The 18,739-nt window shown below is 68.5% G+C and carries 20 protein-coding genes and 1 tRNA gene; 6 read left to right on the plus strand and 15 right to left on the minus strand.

All coding sequences use genetic code 11. The annotated features are described in order from the left end of the window. Positions 1 to 106 precede the first annotated feature (106 nt). From lptB to ABIE19_RS01165, 9 genes are all read right to left on the minus strand, one after another. The gene (gene lptB / locus ABIE19_RS01125; protein WP_354087271.1) at positions 107 to 907 is read right to left on the minus strand and encodes an LPS export ABC transporter ATP-binding protein; all 801 of its coding nucleotides are present in this window, start codon (positions 905 to 907) and stop codon (positions 107 to 109) included. 6 nt (positions 908 to 913) lie between these two features. Further along, complete coding sequence (locus ABIE19_RS01130; protein WP_354087272.1) at positions 914 to 1,399, minus strand: LptA/OstA family protein; 486 nt, start codon at positions 1,397 to 1,399, stop codon at positions 914 to 916. Further along, the gene (lptC, locus tag ABIE19_RS01135; RefSeq protein ID WP_354087273.1) at positions 1,396 to 2,058 is read right to left on the minus strand and encodes an LPS export ABC transporter periplasmic protein LptC; all 663 of its coding nucleotides are present in this window, start codon (positions 2,056 to 2,058) and stop codon (positions 1,396 to 1,398) included. Before lptC ends, ABIE19_RS01130 begins: the two co-directional genes overlap by 4 nt. A 7-nt stretch (positions 2,059 to 2,065) precedes the next feature. After that, entirely contained in the window at positions 2,066 to 2,680 is a 615-nt protein-coding gene (locus tag ABIE19_RS01140; RefSeq protein ID WP_354087274.1) for a ribonuclease D, read from the minus strand. 159 nt (positions 2,681 to 2,839) lie between these two features. Next, positions 2,840 to 2,926, minus strand: a tRNA-Leu gene (locus ABIE19_RS01145). A 124-nt stretch (positions 2,927 to 3,050) separates the two neighbouring features. Then, the gene (locus ABIE19_RS01150) at positions 3,051 to 3,584 is read right to left on the minus strand and encodes a GNAT family N-acetyltransferase (RefSeq protein WP_354087275.1); all 534 of its coding nucleotides are present in this window, start codon (positions 3,582 to 3,584) and stop codon (positions 3,051 to 3,053) included. Between the two features lie 168 nt (positions 3,585 to 3,752). Next, the gene (rpmA, locus tag ABIE19_RS01155; protein WP_207823383.1) at positions 3,753 to 4,037 is read right to left on the minus strand and encodes a 50S ribosomal protein L27; all 285 of its coding nucleotides are present in this window, start codon (positions 4,035 to 4,037) and stop codon (positions 3,753 to 3,755) included. 98 nt (positions 4,038 to 4,135) lie between these two features. Continuing rightward, positions 4,136 to 4,627: a 50S ribosomal protein L21 gene (gene rplU, locus ABIE19_RS01160; protein WP_354087276.1), complete on the minus strand. Its 492-nt coding sequence runs from the start codon at positions 4,625 to 4,627 to the stop codon at positions 4,136 to 4,138. 208 nt (positions 4,628 to 4,835) lie between these two features. Then, positions 4,836 to 5,570: an SDR family oxidoreductase gene (locus ABIE19_RS01165; RefSeq protein ID WP_354087277.1), complete on the minus strand. Its 735-nt coding sequence runs from the start codon at positions 5,568 to 5,570 to the stop codon at positions 4,836 to 4,838. A gap of 99 nt (positions 5,571 to 5,669) precedes the next feature. Here ABIE19_RS01165 and ABIE19_RS01170 point away from each other — a divergent pair, with 99 nt between their 5' ends. The 6 genes from ABIE19_RS01170 to ABIE19_RS01195 all read left to right on the plus strand — a co-directional run bounded on the left by ABIE19_RS01170 (position 5,670) and on the right by ABIE19_RS01195 (position 12,512). Further along, positions 5,670 to 6,266 carry a Crp/Fnr family transcriptional regulator gene (locus ABIE19_RS01170; protein ID WP_354087278.1) on the plus strand — a complete coding sequence of 199 codons (597 nt, stop codon included), beginning with the start codon at positions 5,670 to 5,672 and terminating at the stop codon, positions 6,264 to 6,266. Positions 6,267 to 6,286: 20 nt separating this feature from the next. Next, positions 6,287 to 6,946 carry a hypothetical protein gene (locus ABIE19_RS01175; protein WP_354087279.1) on the plus strand — a complete coding sequence of 220 codons (660 nt, stop codon included), beginning with the start codon at positions 6,287 to 6,289 and terminating at the stop codon, positions 6,944 to 6,946. Positions 6,947 to 7,030: 84 nt separating this feature from the next. Next, positions 7,031 to 8,038 (plus strand): cation diffusion facilitator family transporter, encoded by a 1,008-nt coding sequence (locus tag ABIE19_RS01180; protein ID WP_354087280.1) that lies wholly within the window; start codon positions 7,031 to 7,033, stop codon positions 8,036 to 8,038. Positions 8,039 to 8,113: 75 nt separating this feature from the next. After that, a complete protein-coding gene (locus ABIE19_RS01185) occupies positions 8,114 to 9,325 on the plus strand; it encodes an NAD(P)/FAD-dependent oxidoreductase (protein ID WP_354087281.1) in 1,212 nt (403 codons plus the stop codon). A gap of 128 nt (positions 9,326 to 9,453) precedes the next feature. Next, positions 9,454 to 11,754 (plus strand): TonB-dependent receptor, encoded by a 2,301-nt coding sequence (locus tag ABIE19_RS01190; protein WP_354087282.1) that lies wholly within the window; start codon positions 9,454 to 9,456, stop codon positions 11,752 to 11,754. An 80-nt stretch (positions 11,755 to 11,834) separates the two neighbouring features. Further along, complete coding sequence (locus tag ABIE19_RS01195) at positions 11,835 to 12,512, plus strand: Fe2+-dependent dioxygenase (RefSeq protein ID WP_354087283.1); 678 nt, start codon at positions 11,835 to 11,837, stop codon at positions 12,510 to 12,512. Between the two features lie 28 nt (positions 12,513 to 12,540). Here the strand turns inward: ABIE19_RS01195 and ABIE19_RS01200 are convergent, their stop codons facing one another. The 6 genes from ABIE19_RS01200 to ABIE19_RS01225 form a co-directional block, all read right to left on the minus strand. Next, positions 12,541 to 13,914: a sulfite reductase subunit alpha gene (locus ABIE19_RS01200; protein WP_354087284.1), complete on the minus strand. Its 1,374-nt coding sequence runs from the start codon at positions 13,912 to 13,914 to the stop codon at positions 12,541 to 12,543. A gap of 2 nt (positions 13,915 to 13,916) precedes the next feature. Continuing rightward, positions 13,917 to 15,023: an FAD:protein FMN transferase gene (locus ABIE19_RS01205; RefSeq protein ID WP_354087285.1), complete on the minus strand. Its 1,107-nt coding sequence runs from the start codon at positions 15,021 to 15,023 to the stop codon at positions 13,917 to 13,919. Then, on the minus strand, positions 14,993 to 15,787 hold the full coding sequence (locus ABIE19_RS01210) for a DUF4198 domain-containing protein (protein WP_354087286.1): 795 nt from the start codon (positions 15,785 to 15,787) through the stop codon (positions 14,993 to 14,995). Before ABIE19_RS01210 ends, ABIE19_RS01205 begins: the two co-directional genes overlap by 31 nt. A gap of 10 nt (positions 15,788 to 15,797) precedes the next feature. Further along, positions 15,798 to 16,307 carry a DUF2271 domain-containing protein gene (locus ABIE19_RS01215; RefSeq protein ID WP_354087287.1) on the minus strand — a complete coding sequence of 170 codons (510 nt, stop codon included), beginning with the start codon at positions 16,305 to 16,307 and terminating at the stop codon, positions 15,798 to 15,800. A 13-nt stretch (positions 16,308 to 16,320) separates the two neighbouring features. Continuing rightward, positions 16,321 to 16,998 carry a PepSY-associated TM helix domain-containing protein gene (locus ABIE19_RS01220; RefSeq protein WP_354087288.1) on the minus strand — a complete coding sequence of 226 codons (678 nt, stop codon included), beginning with the start codon at positions 16,996 to 16,998 and terminating at the stop codon, positions 16,321 to 16,323. 74 nt (positions 16,999 to 17,072) lie between these two features. Continuing rightward, positions 17,073 to 18,674 (minus strand): ATP-binding protein, encoded by a 1,602-nt coding sequence (locus ABIE19_RS01225; protein WP_354087289.1) that lies wholly within the window; start codon positions 18,672 to 18,674, stop codon positions 17,073 to 17,075. Between the last annotated feature and the right edge of the window lie 65 nt (positions 18,675 to 18,739).

Raw genomic sequence — 18,739 nt, forward strand, 5'->3', positions numbered from 1 at the left:
GTCTCACAATCCCCGACAGGCCGTTTGTGGCCCGGTTCTTGCTGTGATGGTGCCTCAGAGAGCTTAACGTCTGGCGAACGTAAATTCGTCGGACGGCCGGGCCGCGTCAGGCGTACATTTCGCCCAGATAGACGCGGCGGACCTCGGCGTCGTGGACGGCCTCGTCCGCCGTGCCCTCGAACAGGACCGAACCGGCCGAGATGATCGAGACACGGTCGATGATGTCCAGGGTCTCGCGCACGTTATGGTCGGTGATCAGCACGCCGATGCCCTGTTCCGACAGGTAGCGGATCACATGGCGGATGTCGGCGATGGCCAGGGGGTCGATGCCGGCGAAGGGTTCGTCCAGCAGCATGAAGCTGGGCCGCGCCGCCAGGGCGCGGGCGATCTCGACGCGACGACGCTCGCCGCCCGACAGGCCGGTGGCCGGGGCGTGGCGCAGATGGTCGATGCGTAGCTCCTCCAGCAGGCGGGTGGTTTCCTCGCGGGCGCCGGCGGCGGTCTTCTCGCGCAGTTCGACCACGGCCTTGATGTTCTGCTCCACGGTCATGCCGCGGAAGATGGAGGCTTCCTGCGCCAGATAGCCCAGGCCCATGCGGGCGCGCTGGTACATGGGCTGCTGGGTGATGTCCTCGTCGTCCAGCCAGATCGAACCGCTGTCGGCCGGGATCAGGCCGGTGATCATGTAGAAGCAGGTCGTCTTGCCCGCCCCGTTGGGGCCCAGCAGGCCGCAGACCTCGCCTCGCTGCACGTTCAGGGAGACGTCGCGCACCACCTGGCGCTGGCCGAAGCTGCGGGCGATGTGCTCGACGCGCAGACCCAGGCGACGCGCATCCTCAGGGGCAGGGGTCGCCTCGGGGGCGGCCGCCTGATCCAGGTTCAGGGCTGAGAGTTCCTTGCGCGCCAAGCGGGGTCAGTTCCCTTGCGGGTAGAAGACGCCCTGGACGCGGCCGTTGCCGCCTTCCATCCGGGCGGCCTCGGTGCGGACGTTGTAGACCAGACGATTGCCGGTCAGGACGTTCTTGCCCTGGGTCAGGATGACGTCGCCGGTCACCACCACCTGGGCGTCGCCCAGGGTGTAGACGGCGCGGTCGCCGCGCATGCTCTGGTCCGGCGTGACCATATAGACGTTGCCGACGGCCTCGACGCGGGTCAGCTCGCCGTTGGCGGTCACGCCGGTGATGGCGTCGGCCCGCAGGCGGTTGCCGCCCTGGGTCAGTTCGGCCCGGCCGCGCAGGGAGAAGCCGTTCGGCGTGTATTCGCCGCCGTCGGCGCCGTACTGGACCGGCTGCTTCGAGGCGTCGGGACGACCGGACTGGGCGCCCGAGGTCGCGGGAAGCGTCAGGGCCAGCAGCAGGGCGGCGCCCGCGATCATGGTTTTCGACTTGGACATGGTCATTTGCCGGATCCCGCGGGGTTGATGGTCCCGCTCATCTTGGTTTCGCCCTGGCCGCTGAAGACGACCCTCTGGCCCTGATCATAGATGGCATAGGACGAAGCGTTTATGGTTCCAAGAGGGCCTTGCCCCTGGACGCCCTTATCGCCGGTCACAACGCCCGTATTGGTGTCGACCACGGCTTCCGGCGTGGTCAGGACGAAGCCGGAGCCGCCGTCCGAGATGCGCACGTTCGGCCCGATGACCACCTTGCGCTGAGCTTCCAGATAGGAGCCGCCGTCCGCGGTCAGCTCCGTGGTCTTGCGGCCGCCGAGGTCGAGGCGGAGCAGGGGGGCCAGCAGGCGGAAATGGCCGGTGGCCGGATCGCGCACCGCCCCCTTGGCCCCGATGACGAAGGAGCGGCCCTGAGCGTCCTGTCCATGGAACATGGGGTTGTCCAGGCGGATCTCGCGGCTCTCGCTGGCCTTGCGCTCCACGCCCGACATGACGGTGCGGAAGACGGTCCAGGTCAGGGCGCCGCCCGCCAGGGTCAGGATGACGATCGGCAGGACGCGGCGGTACAGCCGCACCCGGCGCGAACGCGCGCGCCAGCGCTCGCCCGCCTGGGCGACCCGGGCCTCGTCGGCGCGCTTGCGCGCTTCCTGGGCTTCGAGGTCGCTCATGCGCGCCTCAGGCGTGGGCGAAGATGTCGATCTCGTCCCAACCGGCCAGGTCGAGACGCGAACGCACGGGCAGGAAGTCGAAACAGGCGCGGGCCAGATCGGCGCGGCCTTCGCGGGCCAGCATCTCGTCCAGGCGCGCCTTGATGGCGTGCAGGTAGAGAACGTCCGAGGCGGCGTAGTCCAACTGGGCCTGGCTCAGCTCCGTCGAGCCCCAGTCCGAGCTCTGCTGGGCCTTGGACATGTCCACGCCGGCCAGTTCCTTGGCCACGTCCTTCAGGCCGTGACGGTCGGTGTAGGTGCGCGCCAGCTTGGAGGCGATCTTGGTGCAATAGACCGGCCGGGTCTCCACGCCCAGGTGCAGGTCGAACATGCCGATGTCGAACCGGCCGAAGTGGAAGATCTTCAGCACCTTGGGGTCGGCCAGCAGCCGCTTCAGGTTCGGGCAGTCGTAGGTCGGGCGGTTCAGGCGCACCACATGGGCGTTTCCGTCGCCGGACGACAGTTGCACCACGCACAGGGGGTCGCGGCGGAAGCGCAGGCCCATGGTCTCGGAATCGATCGCGACCTCAGGGCCCAGATCGAGGCCGTCGGGCAGGTCGCCTTCGTGCAGGTAAACGGTCATCGGCAAAACGCTCGGGTGTTCAGTCTGGGGACAACATAGACGAACCGCGCGGCATCGCTAGGACGCCTGATCGTCTTCATCGCTATCGGGTGGAAGAAAAACAGGGCCGGAATGACAAACGGCGCCGCACCCGATCGGATACAGCGCCGTTTGAGAATATGGTGCCCAGGAGAGGACTCGAACCTCCACGGCCTTTCGGCCACTGGCACCTGAAGCCAGCGCGTCTACCAATTCCGCCACCTGGGCCCGGTGGGTCGCCCCGCCGAGGCGCGGACTAATAGGGGGGACCCTCGGGGTGGTCAACAGGCTTTTTTCAGTTTTGCGAAAAAACTGCGCCGTTGATCGAAAACCCCGCGAATTCCGCGACCTATCAGGCCAGCCAGACCATCATCCGCGTATCGGCGATCTCGCCTCGCGCCTGGCTGAAGGCGCGACGGGTCTCGCCGGTGTACAGGAAGCCGGCCTTCTCCAGCACCCGGCCGGAGGCGGGGTTGTCGGCGAAGTGGCCGGCCACCAGGGCGCGCCGCTTCCAACGCCGCGAGGCCCAGGCCAGGGCGCCTTCCAGGGCCTCGGTGGCGAAACCGCGACCCCAGAACTCGCGGCCGATCCAGTAGCCGGTCTCGGGCACGTGGTCCTCGCCCTCGAACAGGCCCACGACCCCGACGGGGCCCAGGTCCTCGTGCTCGATGACGAAGGTGTTGGCTCTCTTCGGGTCCTGAGAGGCGACGTGCAGGACGAAGTCCTCGGCGTCCTCGACACGGAAGGGGTGGGGCATGCGCTTGGTCATGCGGGCGATGTCGCGGTCGTTGGCCAGGGCCGCAATGCGGCTGACGTCCTGGGCGCCGGGCGCGCGCAGCAACAGGCGCCGCGTCTCGACGACGGGAGAAGATTCGATCACGCACATGACAGCCTCGATGTCTTCGGCGCCGCCTCCTTGGAGGGCTCGGGCGGCTTCGAGGCGGGGAAACGCAAACGGGGAGCCTGGTGATCCAGACTCCCCGCGGAAAATTTCCCTGGTCCGGATCGGGCTGCTGTCGAGAGCAACACGATCCGGGAGATTTCCTGGTTCGTGTTACTCGGCGGCCATCGCCTGAGCGTCGTCATTGGCCGCGAGAATCGACACGTAACAACGACCGCCACGTTTGGTGGTGAACTTCACCGAGCCGTTTACGGTGGCGAACAGGGTGTGGTCGCGGCCCAGGCCGACGTTGTCGCCCGGGTGGAAGGTGGTGCCGCGCTGACGCACGAGGATGTTGCCGGCCAGAACCTTCTCGCCGCCGTATTTCTTCACGCCAAGGCGCTTCGACTCGGAGTCGCGACCGTTACGCGACGAACCGCCGGATTTCTTGTGAGCCATCTTGCTGCTCCTCTTCTTGGGGCGCTACCGGCCATTCGGCCTACTTGAGCGCACCCTGTCGATCTGGTCTGGCGCTGATCCAGCGCCGGTGGAAACTCTTAGGCTTCGGCGCCTTCAGAGGCCTCAGCCTTGGGGGCGGCCTTCTTGGCGGGAGCCTTCTTGGCCTTCGGAGCCTCGGCTTCGACAGCTTCGACGCGCGGGGCGAGGCCGCGGGCGCGAGCGTTGATCTCGGCCTTGGTGATCAGCTCGACCTTGCCGTCCCACTTGGCCTTCTCGCCGGCGCCTTCGATGCCGGTGATGCGCAGGACCGATTCCATCTGGCGATGGCCGTTCGTGCGGCGGTAGCCCTGGCGACGGATCTTCTTGAAGATCTTCACCTTCTCGCCCTTGCGGGTTTCGATCAGGGTCGCTGCGACAGCGGCGCCGTCGATCAGCGGAGCGCCGACCGTAACGCCCTTGTCGCCGCCCAGCATGAGGACTTCACCGAAGTTGACGGCAGCGCCAGCGTCGCCGTCGATCTTCTCGACAACAATCACATCGCCCGGTTGGACCCGGTACTGCTTTCCGCCGGTCTTGATCACCGCGTACATTATGAAGCCTCAGCGTGAACGCAAAAAAGAATGCGCCCGCCGGAGCGACCCCCGCGGGCGAAGAGCGGCGACATATACGGAAGGTCGCGCCAGAGTCAACGCGAAAGGGGCCTGTTGCGGGCAAAAGCCGACGGAAGGCGGCCTTAGAGCGCAGATGTGGCCTGATTTGTCGTCGGGCGGCAAGAGGCGCATGCGAATCGCGTCGCCGTCATCCGCGCCGAAGGATGTCGCGGAGCCGGCCGGGAGCGATGCGGGCCAGCAGGGGAATGAGGCGGGCGCGTCCCACATAGATCTCCGCGCGACGGCGCCGGAGCCCGCGCATGATCTCGTCGACGGCCTGGTCGGCGGATATCTTCCTGCCGCCGCGTCCCCGGGTCATGGGGGTGTCCACCATGGGCAGGACGACCTCGGTCACGCGCACGCCGCCCTCCAGTTGGTATCTCAGGCTCTGGGAAAAGGAATGAAGCGCCGCCTTGGAGGCGCAGTAAACGGCCGAGCCCGTCTTGGGATAGAAGGCCAGGCCGGAAGAGATGTTGACCACATGGCCGCCGTCGGGATGCGACAGCAGTCCGGGCAGGCTGAGCAGGCTGAGCCAGACGGGGGCCAGGAAGTTGACCGTGGTCTCGTAGCGGACGCTGTCATAGCGAAAGCCGGCCTCGGTGAAACGGGGCGTGAACTGCACGCCGGCGTTGTTGATTAGGACGGATATGTCCGGATGGTCGCTCCAGATCGCCGCGGCGGCGTCCTCGACGTCCTGCTGGTTCGACAGGTCGCAGCGATAGGTCGCGAGCGTCGGAGCCTCGCGCCTCAGGTCCGACAGGGCGGCTTCCGAGCGTCCCAGGACAACGAGATCGTGACCGGCCGCATGAAGACGATCGACCAGGACGCGGCCGATGCCGGACGAGCCCCCGGTGAGAAGGATTTTTCGCGGGCGGGACAGCATGGGGACCTCTGCATTAGGAATGGAGGGGCCGTCATGCCCGGCGAAGAGCGGCGGCGACTTAACCCGGGTTCAGCCGGGCGATCTTTTCGGGGAGGGCGCGTGGGGTTCGATCTCTTACTGGAGCGTCTGGAAGCCGATCCGAGCCTGGGTCTGGGTCGGCCGCGCGGTTTCGAGAAGGGCGAGGTCGTCTTCCGGCAGGGCGACGCGGCGCGCGACGTCTATGTGCTGAGGCGCGGGCTGGTGAAGCTCTTCTATGTGACGCGGGACGGCCGGGAGAGGATCAAGAGCTTCATCGTCGACGGCGGCCTGTTCGGCTCGCGGCGGTCGCAGATCGGGGACGGGAGCAGCGCCTTCTCGGCCGCCTGTCTCGAACAGAGCGAGATCGCGGTCGTCGGCTATGACCGCTTCCGGGACGCGATGCGCCGGGATGCGAGGCTTGCTTCCCTTTTTCTCGACCTGTCCGAGGGCGCGGCCCTCAGAAAGGAGATCCGCGAGCATGATCTCCTGTGTCTGTCGGCGGAGGCGCGCTATCGGCGGTTCGTGGCCGAGCAGGAGGCGCTGGCGTCGCGTCTGATGCAGATCGATATCGCCCGCTATCTGGGCGTCACGCCCGTGGCGCTCAGTCGAATCAGGCGGCGCGTGGAGGCGGAGAGGGGCGAACTTCCGCCGACTTCGCTCTCGACCGTTACAAAGTAACAGTATATAGGCGTCGCACAATGACGCCGCACGATCTTCAGCAACCGGTCCTGATCTCGCTCCTGGGCGGTGGATTCGTCGCAGCCTTCCTGCATGCGGCCCTGCCGACCCATTGGTTGCCCTTCGTCCTTGTCGGGCGGGCGCAGCGGTGGAGCCTGGGACGGGTCATGGGCGCGGCGGTGGCGGCCGGTCTGGGGCATATCCTGTCGACGGCCCTGGTCGGCTCCCTGATCGTGGCGGCGGGGATCGCCCTGAACACCTGGATCGACGGGGTTCTGCCGCATCTGTCGGCGGCCCTGCTCTTCCTGTTCGGCGCCTTCTATCTGGCGCGGGCCTCCCTGCGGAAGCCGGTGACGGCCCTGGGGCCGGAGGCCGAGGTTCCCGAGCCCGCCGTGTCCGACCGCGCCGCCTTCTGGGGACTGGTGCTGATGATGGCGGTGACGCCGGGCGAGGTCTTGCTGCCCATCTATCTGTCCTCGGCGACGGAGGGGGTCGTGGCCCTGGGTCTTCTGACCCTCAGCTTCGCGGCGGGGACGGTGCTGGGCATGACCCTGCTGGCCGCCCTGGCCAGCGCCGGATATTCGATCCTGCGGCTGGAGCGCTGGGCGCGCTACGAAGGCGCGATTCTGGGCGTGGCCCTGATCGTCATCGGCCTGCTGGTCATGACCCATCAGCACTAGGGTCTGATAGGTTATATATTTACATTCAATGACTTGCGTTCGTCTTTATTGACCTTCCACGGGAAGCAGGCCTAGACAATCGGCATGGCGCACGATCACGCACACGACCATGACCACGCTCATGACGATCATGGGCATGACGACCACGACCATGATCATGGCGCGGGAGGCGCGCGCGGCCATTCCCACGACCACGGTCACTCGCACGGGATCGGCGGCCATCATCATGGACCGGTGGATACGGGGGACTGGCGCTACGCCGTCGGCCTGATCGTCAACCTGGCCTTCGTCGTCTGCGAGTTCGGGGCCGGCCTGTGGGCCGATTCCACCGCCCTGATGGCGGATGCGGGGCATAATCTGTCGGACGTCCTGGGCCTGGCCCTGGCGGGCGGGGCGGCCTGGCTGGCGCGGCGCGCGGCGGGGCCGAAGCGGACCTACGGCTACGGCAAGGCCACGGTGCTGGCGGCCCTGGCCAACGCCCTGCTGCTGATCTTCGCCTGCGGCGCCATCGCCTTCGAGGCCGTGCGGCGCTTGGCCGAACCCGCGCCGGTCCAGTCCGGCGTCATCATGATCGTGGCGGGCATAGGCTTCGTCATCAACCTGGGCACGGCCCTGCTGTTCATGAAGGATCAGCACAAGGACCTGAACGTGCGGGGCGCCTATCTGCACATGATGGCCGACGCCGCCGTGTCGCTGGGCGTGGTGATCGCGGGCGCCGTCATCCTGTTCACCGGCTGGGCCATGATCGACGGTCTGGTCAGCCTGGTCATCGTCGCCGTCATCATGGCCGGCACCTGGGGCCTGCTGAAGGATTCGGTGAACCTGGCGCTGGACGCCGCGCCGAACGGCCTGGACGTGGCGGAGATCCGCACGGCCATCCTGGCCCTGCCGGGGGTGACTGCGGTGCACGACCTGCATGTCTGGGGCCTGTCGACCACTGACGCCGCCCTGACCGCCCATATCGTGCACCAGAGACCGGACGCCGACGCCCTTCTGGCCGAGGCGCAGAGCCTGGCGCGCGGTCGTTTCGAGATCAGCCACACCACCCTGCAACTCGAAGCCGGCGCCCTGCCGGACTGCCCGAACTGCTGAGCCGTTTCGGGCAGTTCGCCGAAAGGCGCATTCCGCCCCTCGTCACCCGATGATCGCCGTCCTATCTGTGCCGCCATGAGCAAGGTGTTGATTATCGGCGCGGGACACGCGGGGGGCTCGGCGGCGGCGCTGCTGAGACAATACGGATTCGAGGGCGAGATCGTCCTGGCGGGGGAGGAGACGGCGCCGCCCTATCAGCGGCCGCCCCTGTCCAAGGCCTGGCTGAAGGGGGAGGCGGGTCTGGACGACCTGCTGCTGCGCCCTGAAAGCTTCTACGCCGAACAGGCCATAGAGCTTCGCACCGGGGTCACGGCCACCGCGATCGACGCGGCGGGCAAGACCGTGACCTTCGCCGACGGAACGGTCGAAGCCTATGACGTTCTGATCCTGGCGACCGGCTCCATGGCGCGGAAGCTGGCGGTTCCCGGCGCGGATCGCGCGGACCTGCTGGAACTGCGCACCCTGGAGGACGCGGAGCGATTGAAGGCGGCCCTGGCGCCGGGCAAGCGGCTGGCCGTCGTCGGCGGCGGCTATGTGGGGCTGGAGGCGGCGGCCTCGGCCCGGGCCCTGGGCGCAGAGGCGGTGGTGATCGAACGGATGGATCGGGTGCTGGCCCGGGTCGCCTCCGAGATCCTGTCGACCTTCTTCACCGACTATCATCGTCGACATGGCGTCGAGATCCTGACCGGCGCCGAGGTCACGGGCTTCGAGGACGAGGGCGTGCGCCTGGCGGACGGACGCCTGATCGGGGCGGATGCGGTCCTGGTCGGGGTGGGCGCCCTGGCGCGCGAGAGCCTGGCGCGGGCGGCGGGCCTGCCCTGCGAGAACGGGGTGACGGTGGACCAGAACGCCCGCACCGCCGATCCGTCCATCTATGCGATCGGCGACGCGACCCACCGTCCCATTCCCGTCCATGGCGGGCTCATGCACCGGTTGGAGAGCGTGCCCAACGCCCTGGAACAGGCCAAGCAGGCGGCGGCGGCCATCGTCGGCCGTGCGGCCCCGGCCCCCGAAGTCCCCTGGTTCTGGTCCGACCAGTACGACCTGAAGCTGCAGATCGCGGGCCTGCCCTTCGACGCCGACCGTCAGGTCGTGCGCGGCGATCCGGCGAGCGGGTCCTTCGCGGTCTTCCATATGAACGGCGACCGCATCCTCTGCGTCGAGGCGGTCAACGCTCCGGCCGAGTTCATGGGCGGGCGACAGTTGATCGGCAAGGTGACCCCGGTCGACGCCGGTCTGCTGGCCGATCCCGCAACCTCGATGAAGGCGGTGGCCAAGCCGGTCTGACGGCGGGCTTGCGACGGGAGTGTGACATCTCTGCCGCAATTGCGATTTAGTCGCAGGAGTCAGATTGTCGCAGGGGGAAATGATGATATTGCGAGCCGGTCTCAACTCAACCGACTGGTTCCTCCCCCATGTCCGATCCCCGCTCGTCCGCGCTCAAGGCGCTGCTCTTCGCCTCCAGCGCCGCCGGCATGCTGTGCGCCGCCCCCGCCGCCCTGGCCGCCGATGAAGCGCCGGTCACGACGGCGGACGTGACGCAGGACGCGACCAATCTGGGAACCATCGACGTCAACGGCCAACGCGTGAAGCGCGAGCCCAAGGATCCGCAGTTCGTCACCCCCCTGGTCGACACGCCGCGCACCGTGACGGTGATCCCGCAGCAGATCATCGAACAGACCGCCGCCACCTCGCTGCAGGACATCCTGCGCACCTCGCCGGGCATCACCTTCGGCGCCGGCGAAGGCGGCCAGCCCCTGGCCGATCGTCCCTTCATCCGCGGCCAGGCCTCGGGCAACAACATCTTCGTCGACGGCATCCGCGACACCGGCGGCCAGCAGCGCGAAGTCTTCAACCTGGAGCAGGTGGAAGTCATCAAGGGCGCCGATTCCGTCTATTCGGGTCGCGGCTCGGGCGGCGGCAGCATCAACCTGGGCTCCAAGGCCCCGCGCCTGACCAACTTCGTCAACGGCTCGGTCGGCGCCGGCACGGACAGCTATCTGCGCGGTACGGTCGACGCCAACTGGCAGGTCAGCCCCACGGCCGCCATGCGCCTGAACCTGATGGCCTCGCAAGGCGACGTCGCCGGCCGCAACGCTGTCGACTTCGACAAGTGGGGCGTGGGCGCCGCGATCGCCGTCGGCCTGGGCACGCCCACCACGATCACGGCCAGCTACTATCACCTCGACAGCGACCAGATGCCCGACTACGGCATCCCGCTCTACACCAAGCGCGGCGGTGCGACCGCGCCGCGCCCGGACGCCTCGGGCATCCTGGACGTGCCTTACGACAGCTTCTACGGCCTGAAGGCGCGCGACTATCTGAACAACAAGGTCGACAGCCTGACGCTGGAGATCGAGCATCGTTTCAACGACAACCTGGCGATCCGCAACGTCACCCGGTATTCGCAGACGCTGAACGACTATGTCGTCACCAACCCCGGCGACGGCGGAAACGCCCAACAGATCAACGGCGTCTGGTGGATGAAGCGCGGTCTCAAGTCGCGCTGGAACCCGGCCGAAACCCTGGCCAACGTCACCGACCTGCACGGCTCCTTCCTGACCGGCGGCATCAAGCATGACTTCGACATCGGCCTGGAAGTGTCGCGTGAGAAGAACAAGAACGCCTCCTATACGGTGACGACCCTGACGGGCAGCGCCTGTCCGGCGCCCCTGACCGGCGTCGACTGCACCCCGGTCTACGCCCCCAATCCGAACGACCCGTGGACCGGCACGATTACGCGCGGTGTGGTCAGCACCAGCGACACCGACGCCCTGGGCGTCTACGCCTTCGACGCCATCCACTTCGGCGAGAAGTTGATCCTGAATCTGGGGCTGCGCTGGGACGACTATTCGGTCGAGGGGGTCAACGCCACAGGTACGGTCGCTGCGCCGGTCTATACGCCGTCCAGCGGCGATTGGGATTTCGTCAACTATCAGGTCGGCCTGGTTTACAAGCCGACGGCGAACAGCAGCCTCTACGCCTCCTTCTCGACTTCTTCGACGCCGCCGACCATCTCGGCCGGCGATCAGAACACGGGCACGAGCACCGGCAGCGGCAACTTCATCGCGACCGTTCTGGATCCGGAAGAGACGGAGAGCTTCGAGATCGGCGCCAAGGCCAATCTGTTCGGCGACCGTCTGGCGCTCAGCGGCGCCCTGTTCCATCTGACGCGCAAGAACGCGGCCATCCTGGTGGACGTGGGCAAGTACGAGCAGGTCGGCGAAGCCGAGGTCAAGGGTCTGGAACTGGGCGTGTCGGGCAACATCACCGACAAGTGGCAGGTCTTCGGTGGCTACACTTGGATGGATTCGGAGCTGACGCGCGCGGCGGTCCTGACGACGGGCACGCCTCCGGTGGCGATCCCCAACCCCTTGCAGGGTCAGCAATTGGCCAATACGCCCGAGCACAGCGCCAGCCTGTTCACCACCTACCGGGTCATGCCCAAGCTGAGCCTGGGCGGCGGCGTCTACTACGTCTCCAAGTCGTGGGGCGGCAACCAGGGTGGCGCCGGCGGCGGTACGAACCGCGTCTATGCGCCGGAATACACCCGCGTCGATCTGTTCGCCTCCTATGAGATCAACGACAGCGCCTCGCTGCAGTTGAACGTCCAGAACGCGGGCGATGAGGAATACATCATCCGCACCAACGGCGTGCACCATGCCGACGTGGCGCCGGGGCGTTCCGCCATCCTGACGCTGAACCTGCGCTACTAAGCGTTCGCGTTTCGCGCCATCATGTCGGCCCCGTCGTTCCTCCGAACGGCGGGGCCGATGCGCATCTGATCGAGGCCTTCATGCTGCTGCACATTCCCGAAGTCTTCACCAAGGCCGAGGTCGCCGCCCTGCGCCGGACCCTGGACGCCGGCCCCTGGGCCGACGGCAACATGACCTCGGGCCATCAGTCGGCGACGGCCAAGCGGAACCTGCAACTGCCCGAGGACAGCGACGCGGCGCGCGAGGTCTCGACCCTGGTGGTCCAGGCCCTGAACGCCAATCCGATGTTCGTCTCCGCCGCCCTGCCGCACACGATCTTTCCGCCCCTTTTCAATCGCTATGAAGGCGGCGGGGAGTTCGGCGTCCACGTCGACAACGCCATCCGCCAGCGCGACAACGTCCGCATCCGCAGCGACCTGTCGGCCACCCTCTTCCTGTCCGAGCCCGAGGACTATGACGGCGGCGAACTGATCATCGAGGAGTTGTATGGATCGCAGTCGGTCAAGCTGCCGGCCGGCGATCTGGTCCTCTATCCGTCCAAGAGCCTGCACCAGGTCACGCCGGTCACGCGGGGCGCCCGCGTCTCGAGTTTCATGTGGCTGCAAAGCCTGGTCCGCGACGACGCCGACCGCGAAAGCCTGTTTCGGTTGGACGTGGCGACCCAGAGGGTCAATCTGGACAAGGGGCCGAAGGATCAGGCGGTGATCGAACTGACCGGGCTGTATCACAACCTGCTCAGGCGGTGGTCGGAGGTCTGAGAACCCTCTCCCATCGGGAGAGGGTTAGCTAGTAAACGTCTCGCCGATAGCGCCCAGCGTCCGTCAGCCGCGTCAGTCGCTCTTCTCCCAGCGCCGCCTCCAGCGCCGCGTGGACGCCCTTGGACATGCCTTCCAGGCTGCCGCAGACATAGACATAGGCCCCGCGATCGACCCAGTCCGCGACTGTTCGGGCGTGCTCGGCCACCAGCGACTGTACGTAGCGGTTCTCGCCCCCGTCGCGCGAGAAGCTCCGGTCCAGGCGGGTCAGGACGCCGGTCGCCAGGCAGGCCTGCAGGTCGGCGTCATAGAGGGCGTCGTGCGCCTGCGTCCGCTCGCCGAACAATAGCCAGGCGCCGCCGGTCTTGTCGTGTTGCGCACGGGCCTTCAGATGCCCGCGCAGACCGGCGATGCCGGTGCCGTTGCCGATCAGGATGATGGGGGCTTCCGGCGGCGGGGCGTGGAAGCCGCGGTTGGCGCGGACCCGCATGGCCGTCTCGCCGCCGACTTCCAGGTCCTGCGTCAGCCAGCCTGAGGCCAGGCCGGGTTTTCCGTCCGGATAGGTCATCAGTCGGATGCAGAACTCGACCCGCCCGTCCGAGGGCAGGGAGGCGACCGAGTATTCACGACTGGCCGACGGCTCGCCGTCGCGGACGGGCAGGCCGACTTCGGCGATGTCGCCGGCCGCCCAGTCCGGGGCGTGGTCGATCGGCTCAAAGGCCAGATGCCAGGCTTCGCCGCCGGGGCTTCCCGCGTTCAGCAGGCGTCGCTCGACCAGCCGCCAGCGGTCATAGGCAGGCGGGGTCCAGTCGGGAGCCGTGGTCGAGCCGGTGATCTGGTTCAACTGGTGCTGCCAGTGGCGGATGGCGCCGGCGTCGCCGTCGTCCACCTCGACCCGGTCGAACAGGGTCTGTGCGCCGCAGGCGTCCAGCCAGTCGCCGACCGCATGGCCGAAACTGCAGAAGGCGTCATAGGAGCGGTCGCCCAGGGCCAGCAGGCCATAGGAGAGGTGCGACAGGTCGACCTCGGTCTTCATCGCTTGGCGAACGAAGCGGGCGGCGCCGTCGGGAGCGTCGCCCTCGCCGGTGGTCGAGGCGATCACCAGCAGGCGTCGCGCGCCTTTCAGCGTCTCCAGGTTCAGATCGGAAAACGACAGGGGCCGGGCGCCGACGCCGCCGTCGCCCAGCGCCCGGGCGGTCATCCAGGCCAGTTCCTCGCCGAAGCCGGTCTGGCTGGCGAAGGCGATCAGGACGGTGTCCTCGCCCGCCGCCGGGGCCAGGGCGCGGCCCTGTTCGGCGGCCCTGCGGGCGGCCGCGCGCACGCGCCAGACGGTCAGGCCGACCAGGCCCAGCCACAGGGCGACGGTGACGGCCGTCCACAGCCAGCGGGAGACGTCGGCGGTCACGATCAGGCTTCTTCTTCGTCCATCATGGCGGCGAAGGCGGGCGTCATCCGCTCGACCAGGCCGCGCGGCGTGCGCTCGACGAAATGGGCGGCGATCTGCATGGCCTCGGCTAACTCCGGCCCGTCATAGGGACCCAGAACGGTCAGGGCCGTGGCGAGGGCGTCGGCGCGCATGGCCGAGGCGTCGAAGACCGTCACCTGGGCCAGGCCGTTGTCCACCGGCCGCCCGGTCGAGCCGTCCAGAGTATGCGGATAGAGGCGATCTTCATGGACGAAGGCTCGCCGCCAGTCGCCTGACGTGGCCACCGCCACGTCGAACAGGGCGGCCACCGTCTGCGGGGCGGGCGAGCCCGGCGCGGTCTCGATCTCGACCCACCAGGGCTGGGCGTCGGGCTTGACGCCGCGCCCCAGCAACTCGCCGCCGATCTCGACCAGGTGCGAGGTCGCGCCCATCTTGGTCAGGCGGGCGGAGACCCGGTCCACGGCGTGACCCTTGGCGATGCCGGAAAAGTCCAGCTTCATCCCGCCCGGCTGCACCGCGGCCCGCGCGTCGCGGTTCAGCCGCAGCTTTCGCCAGCCCGACACGGCCAGGGCCGCCTCGACCTCCTCGGCGGAGGGCAGGGGATTGAGCGGATCGCGCGGTCCCGGCGGTCCGAAGCCCCACAGGTCAACCAGGGCCCCCAGGGTCGGATCGACCGCGCCGTTGACGTCGTCAGCCAGATCCAGAGCGGCGTTCAACAGGGTCCAGAAATCAGGCGACAGCTCCCAGGTCCCGGCGGGGGCGTGGTTGAAGCGGCTGATCTCGCTGGCGGGCGTCCAGGGGCTGAACAGGGCGATGATGCGCGCCAGTTCCTCTTCAACGGCCGCCTGAAACGCCTCCTGCGTGGTTCCCATCGGCGGGACCAGACGCACGGACCAGGTGGTGCCCATGCTTTCCCCCGCCAGCGACCAGATCAGGTCGCTGGGCGGCCGCTCGGGCGCGCGTGCGGTCGGCGGGATCAGGACGCGCGTATCCTGACGGCCTTCAACCGTCGCCCCGAGCTGGAGCGGCGGCGGGGCCGAGCTGGAGCGTTTCGTGGTCAGGGCAGGACTTCCAGCGCGCCGTTCCACGAGGCGTTCGAGCCGGGCTGGCCGTTCACGCCCGCCGTGCGCACCGAGGCGCCCAGCCAGTAGAGGCCGGCCTGGGGCCAGGTCACGGTGAAGGCGCCGTCCGCGCCCGTCTTGACCGTGATCTCTTCCGGATTGTCGCGATAGCGCGTGCCGCCGCGGGCAATGGTCACTTCCACGTCGGCGGCGGGCTGGCCGTCCTTCAGCAGCTTGAAGGTCGCGGCTTCGCCGGCGGCCAGATCGTTGGGGTGGGTGACGGGCGCCAGCTCCAGGCCCTTGCCGGTCGGCGTCAGGTCGGTGGGCTCGCCCAGGGTGACGAAGGTCTCGGTGCGGCTGTCGGTGCGGGTGGCCTGGACCTCGGTCGCATCGGCGGGGATGGCGGCGAGGAACTCGGCTTCAGCGCCGCGCCAGCGCTTCTGCTCGCCGCCCTGCTTGTAGTTGACCTGGAAGCCCGAACCGACATTGGCGATGCGATAGGTGCCGGCCTGGGTCAGGTGCAGGTCGAAGCTAGAGCGGTATTTGGCCTGCATCAGGTTCTCGGCCTGGGCGGTCGAGCCGTCCGGCGCCGTGATGACCAGGCCGTTCAGGCGCATGGCGGCGTGGTCGGGGATGAAGACGCCGTTCGACATGCCGGCGTCGAAGCCGACCCAGGCGTCGGAGCCGGACAGGACGGTCGAGGTCGGCGCCAGCCAGGCGCGGTGCGCCTGGGCGGAAAGCGGGGCGGCCAGGACGGCGGCCAGCGACAGGAGGGCGAGGGTCTTCTTCATGGTCATGTCCTCAGCGGGTCACGGTGACGCGCACGGCGCCCAGTTCGGTGGAGCCGGAAACCGTGGCCGTATTGGCCGCGCCCCAGCGGAAGGGAACGCGCACGACCTCGCGGCCGCCCAGTTCGCGGGCGGCCTCGACCACCAGGACGTACTGGCCGGCGGGCAGGGCGCTCAGGCGGGCGCCCGGAACATTAACGGCGTGACGGCCGGGGGCCTTGGTCGGGCCGGAGACGCCGTCGGCGGGCATGGCCATGGCGCGGCCGCCCTTGCGCCACCAGGTGCGCAGATCCTTCAGCCAGTCCTTGCCCTCGGCGTTCGGCAGGGCCTGATCATACCAGACGGCCAGGGTGCGGGCGTTGGTCTGGTCGGCGCGTTCGATCCAGGCCGCGACATAGGGGCGGTGGTAGGAGGCGCTGGAGATGCGGGGCACCTCGATCGACACCTGCAGGTCGGCGGCGACGGCAGGCGCGGCGGCGGTCGAAAGGCCGGCGGCGGTCAGGACGAGGGGAAGCTTGCGCATGGGAGGAGGCTCGTCAGTGAATGAACAGAAGGGCGATGACCACGGGGATCAGAAGACCCAGGCCCACGATCGGCCAGGTCGAGGGGCGGCCGCGCGCGTGCAGCCACAGCAGGGCCAGACCCGTCATGGAAAAGATCACGCAGGCTGCGGCGAAGACGTCGATGAACCAGTACCAGACCTTTCCGGTATTCCGACCCTTGTGCAGGTCGTTGAGGTAGGCGATCCAGCCGCGCGTGGTCTTTTCATGCACGGCCTCCCCGGTTGAACGGTCGATGGTCAGCCATCCGTCGCCGCCGGGCGCGGCCAGGGCGACGTAGATCTCCTCGGCCGTCGTCTCGGTCGGCTTGCCCGCGATCTGCACCTTGAAGGCGTCGGCCGCCCAACGGGCCACGGGGGCGGGAACCGGATCGGTAGTCTCGGCCGGGAAGTCGGTCAGGCGCGTCAGCAGGGGCGCGGGCAAGGTCGCCGTCGCCTCCTTCGTCGTCGGTTCGGCCGGGATCTGGGCGGCGTGGTTCAGGGTGATCCCCGTCGCGGCGAACAGGATCATGCCGACCAAGCTGACCGCCGCCGAAATCCAGTGCCAGCTGTGCAGTTGCTTCAGCCAGAAGGACCGCCGCGCGTTCAGCGCCGCCTTGGCCTTAACAGGCTTGGCGGGCGTCTCGGCGGGAGATGGGGCGGCGGCTTGGGTCACGCCGACGGCTCTGCCACACCCTGCGAACGATTAGCAATGCTATTCGCGCTTTCGAATGCCGCGGTTCAGCCGGGTCAGGCCGCCCGCGCGGCGGGCTGGCGCGACAGGGCCAGGCGGATGGCGTTCAGCAGGGCCTCCGGCTGGATCGGCTTCTGGGCCACGCCCTGCATGCCCGCCGCCAGATACTCGGCCTCGTCGCGCGGATCGGCGTTGGCGGTCAGGGCCAGGATGGGCGTGGCGCCGGCCGCCCCGGGCAGGGCGCGGATGGCGCGGGTCGCCGTCACCCCGTCCATCACCGGCATCTTCACATCCATCAGGATCAGGTCGAAGGGTGCGATCTGCGCCCGCTCCAGCGCTTCCCGTCCGTCCTCGGCCGTTTCGTGGGAACAGCCGAACAGCTCCAGCACCTTGCCGGCGACGAAGCGGTTGGCGGCGTGGTCGTCCACCACCAGGACGTGCAGGGTTTCGTGCGGGGTCGGATCGGCGTCCAGGCCGTGGACGCGGCGGGCGTCGGCCTCGGCCAGGGGCAGGTGGAGATCGAAGCGGAACCGGGCGCCGCCCAGAGGCGAACGCTCGACCGACAGTCGCCCCTCCATCCGTTCCACGATCTGTCGGCAGATGGCCAGGCCCAGGCCGGCGCCCGCGCCGCGCCGCCCGGCCTCGCCGGTGTTGAAGGGTTCGAAGATCGCCGCCGCGGCCGCTTCGCTGATCCCCGGCCCGCTGTCGTCCACCAGGGCGGACAGGGCGACGCGCCCGTCCTCCAGCCGCGTGGTCAGCCGCACCTTCACCGCTCCGGCCATGGTGAACTTCAGGGCGTTGCCGATCAGGTTGTTCAGGAGCTGCTTCAGCCGCATCTCGTCTCCGACGAGCCAGCGGGCCGCGGCCGTGTCCGCCGTCACGGCCAGGGTCAGGGCCTTTTCCTCGGCGCGCGGGCGCCACAGGGCGGCCAGGTCGGCGGCTACGGCCTCCAGATCCAGGGGGGCGGGTTCGAGCGTCAGGACGCCGGCCTCGGCGCGGGACATGTCCAGGGCGTCGGTCAGCAGGCGCAGCAGGCTGTTCCCCGAATCCAATATGGTCCGCACATGGGGGCGCAGGGTCTCCTGGCTCAATTCCCGCTCCATCAGGGCGGCGACGCCCAGGACGCCGTTCAGCGGGGTGCGGATCTCATGGCTCATCACCGCCAGGAATTCGGACTTGGCGCGGCTGGAGGCGCGGGCCTCGGCCTCGGCGCGGGACAGGCTCTGGGCCAGTTCGGCCATGGCCTCGGCGCGGCGGCGATGGATGGCGGCGCCGACCTGCAGGACGTGCAGCCCGGCGCCGACCCCGAAATACCGCCCTTCCTTCACCACGACGAAGCCTTTGAGCAGGGCGCCCAGATCGGCGGCGTCCAGCGTCTGGAACAGGTCGTCGGCTGAAGCTTCCGCGTCGACCAGCAGGGGCGTGGGGTCCATCAGGGCCGAGACCGGCCGTCGGGCGTAGAGGGCCCGCCCGAACTCGGCGGCCATCTTCAGCGTGAAGGCGTTGCGCTCGATCAGGCCGACGGGGCGCCCCTGGGCGTCCGTCACGGCGATCACCAGGGTGTCCGGCTCGGCCTGGAAACGGTCGAAGGCCTCGGCGCCGGGCGCGTCCAGCGCCATCGGCGCGGCCTGGTCCGCAAAGTCTCCGATCCTGGCCATTCGTCCGTCCCCCACGCCGTTAGGCCTAGGGCGATAGGGCAGGGGCGCTTAACAGCGGATTTTCC

The sequence above is a fragment of the Brevundimonas faecalis genome, assembly GCF_040549405.1.
GTDB classification, from domain to species: Bacteria; Pseudomonadota; Alphaproteobacteria; order Caulobacterales; family Caulobacteraceae; genus Brevundimonas; species Brevundimonas faecalis.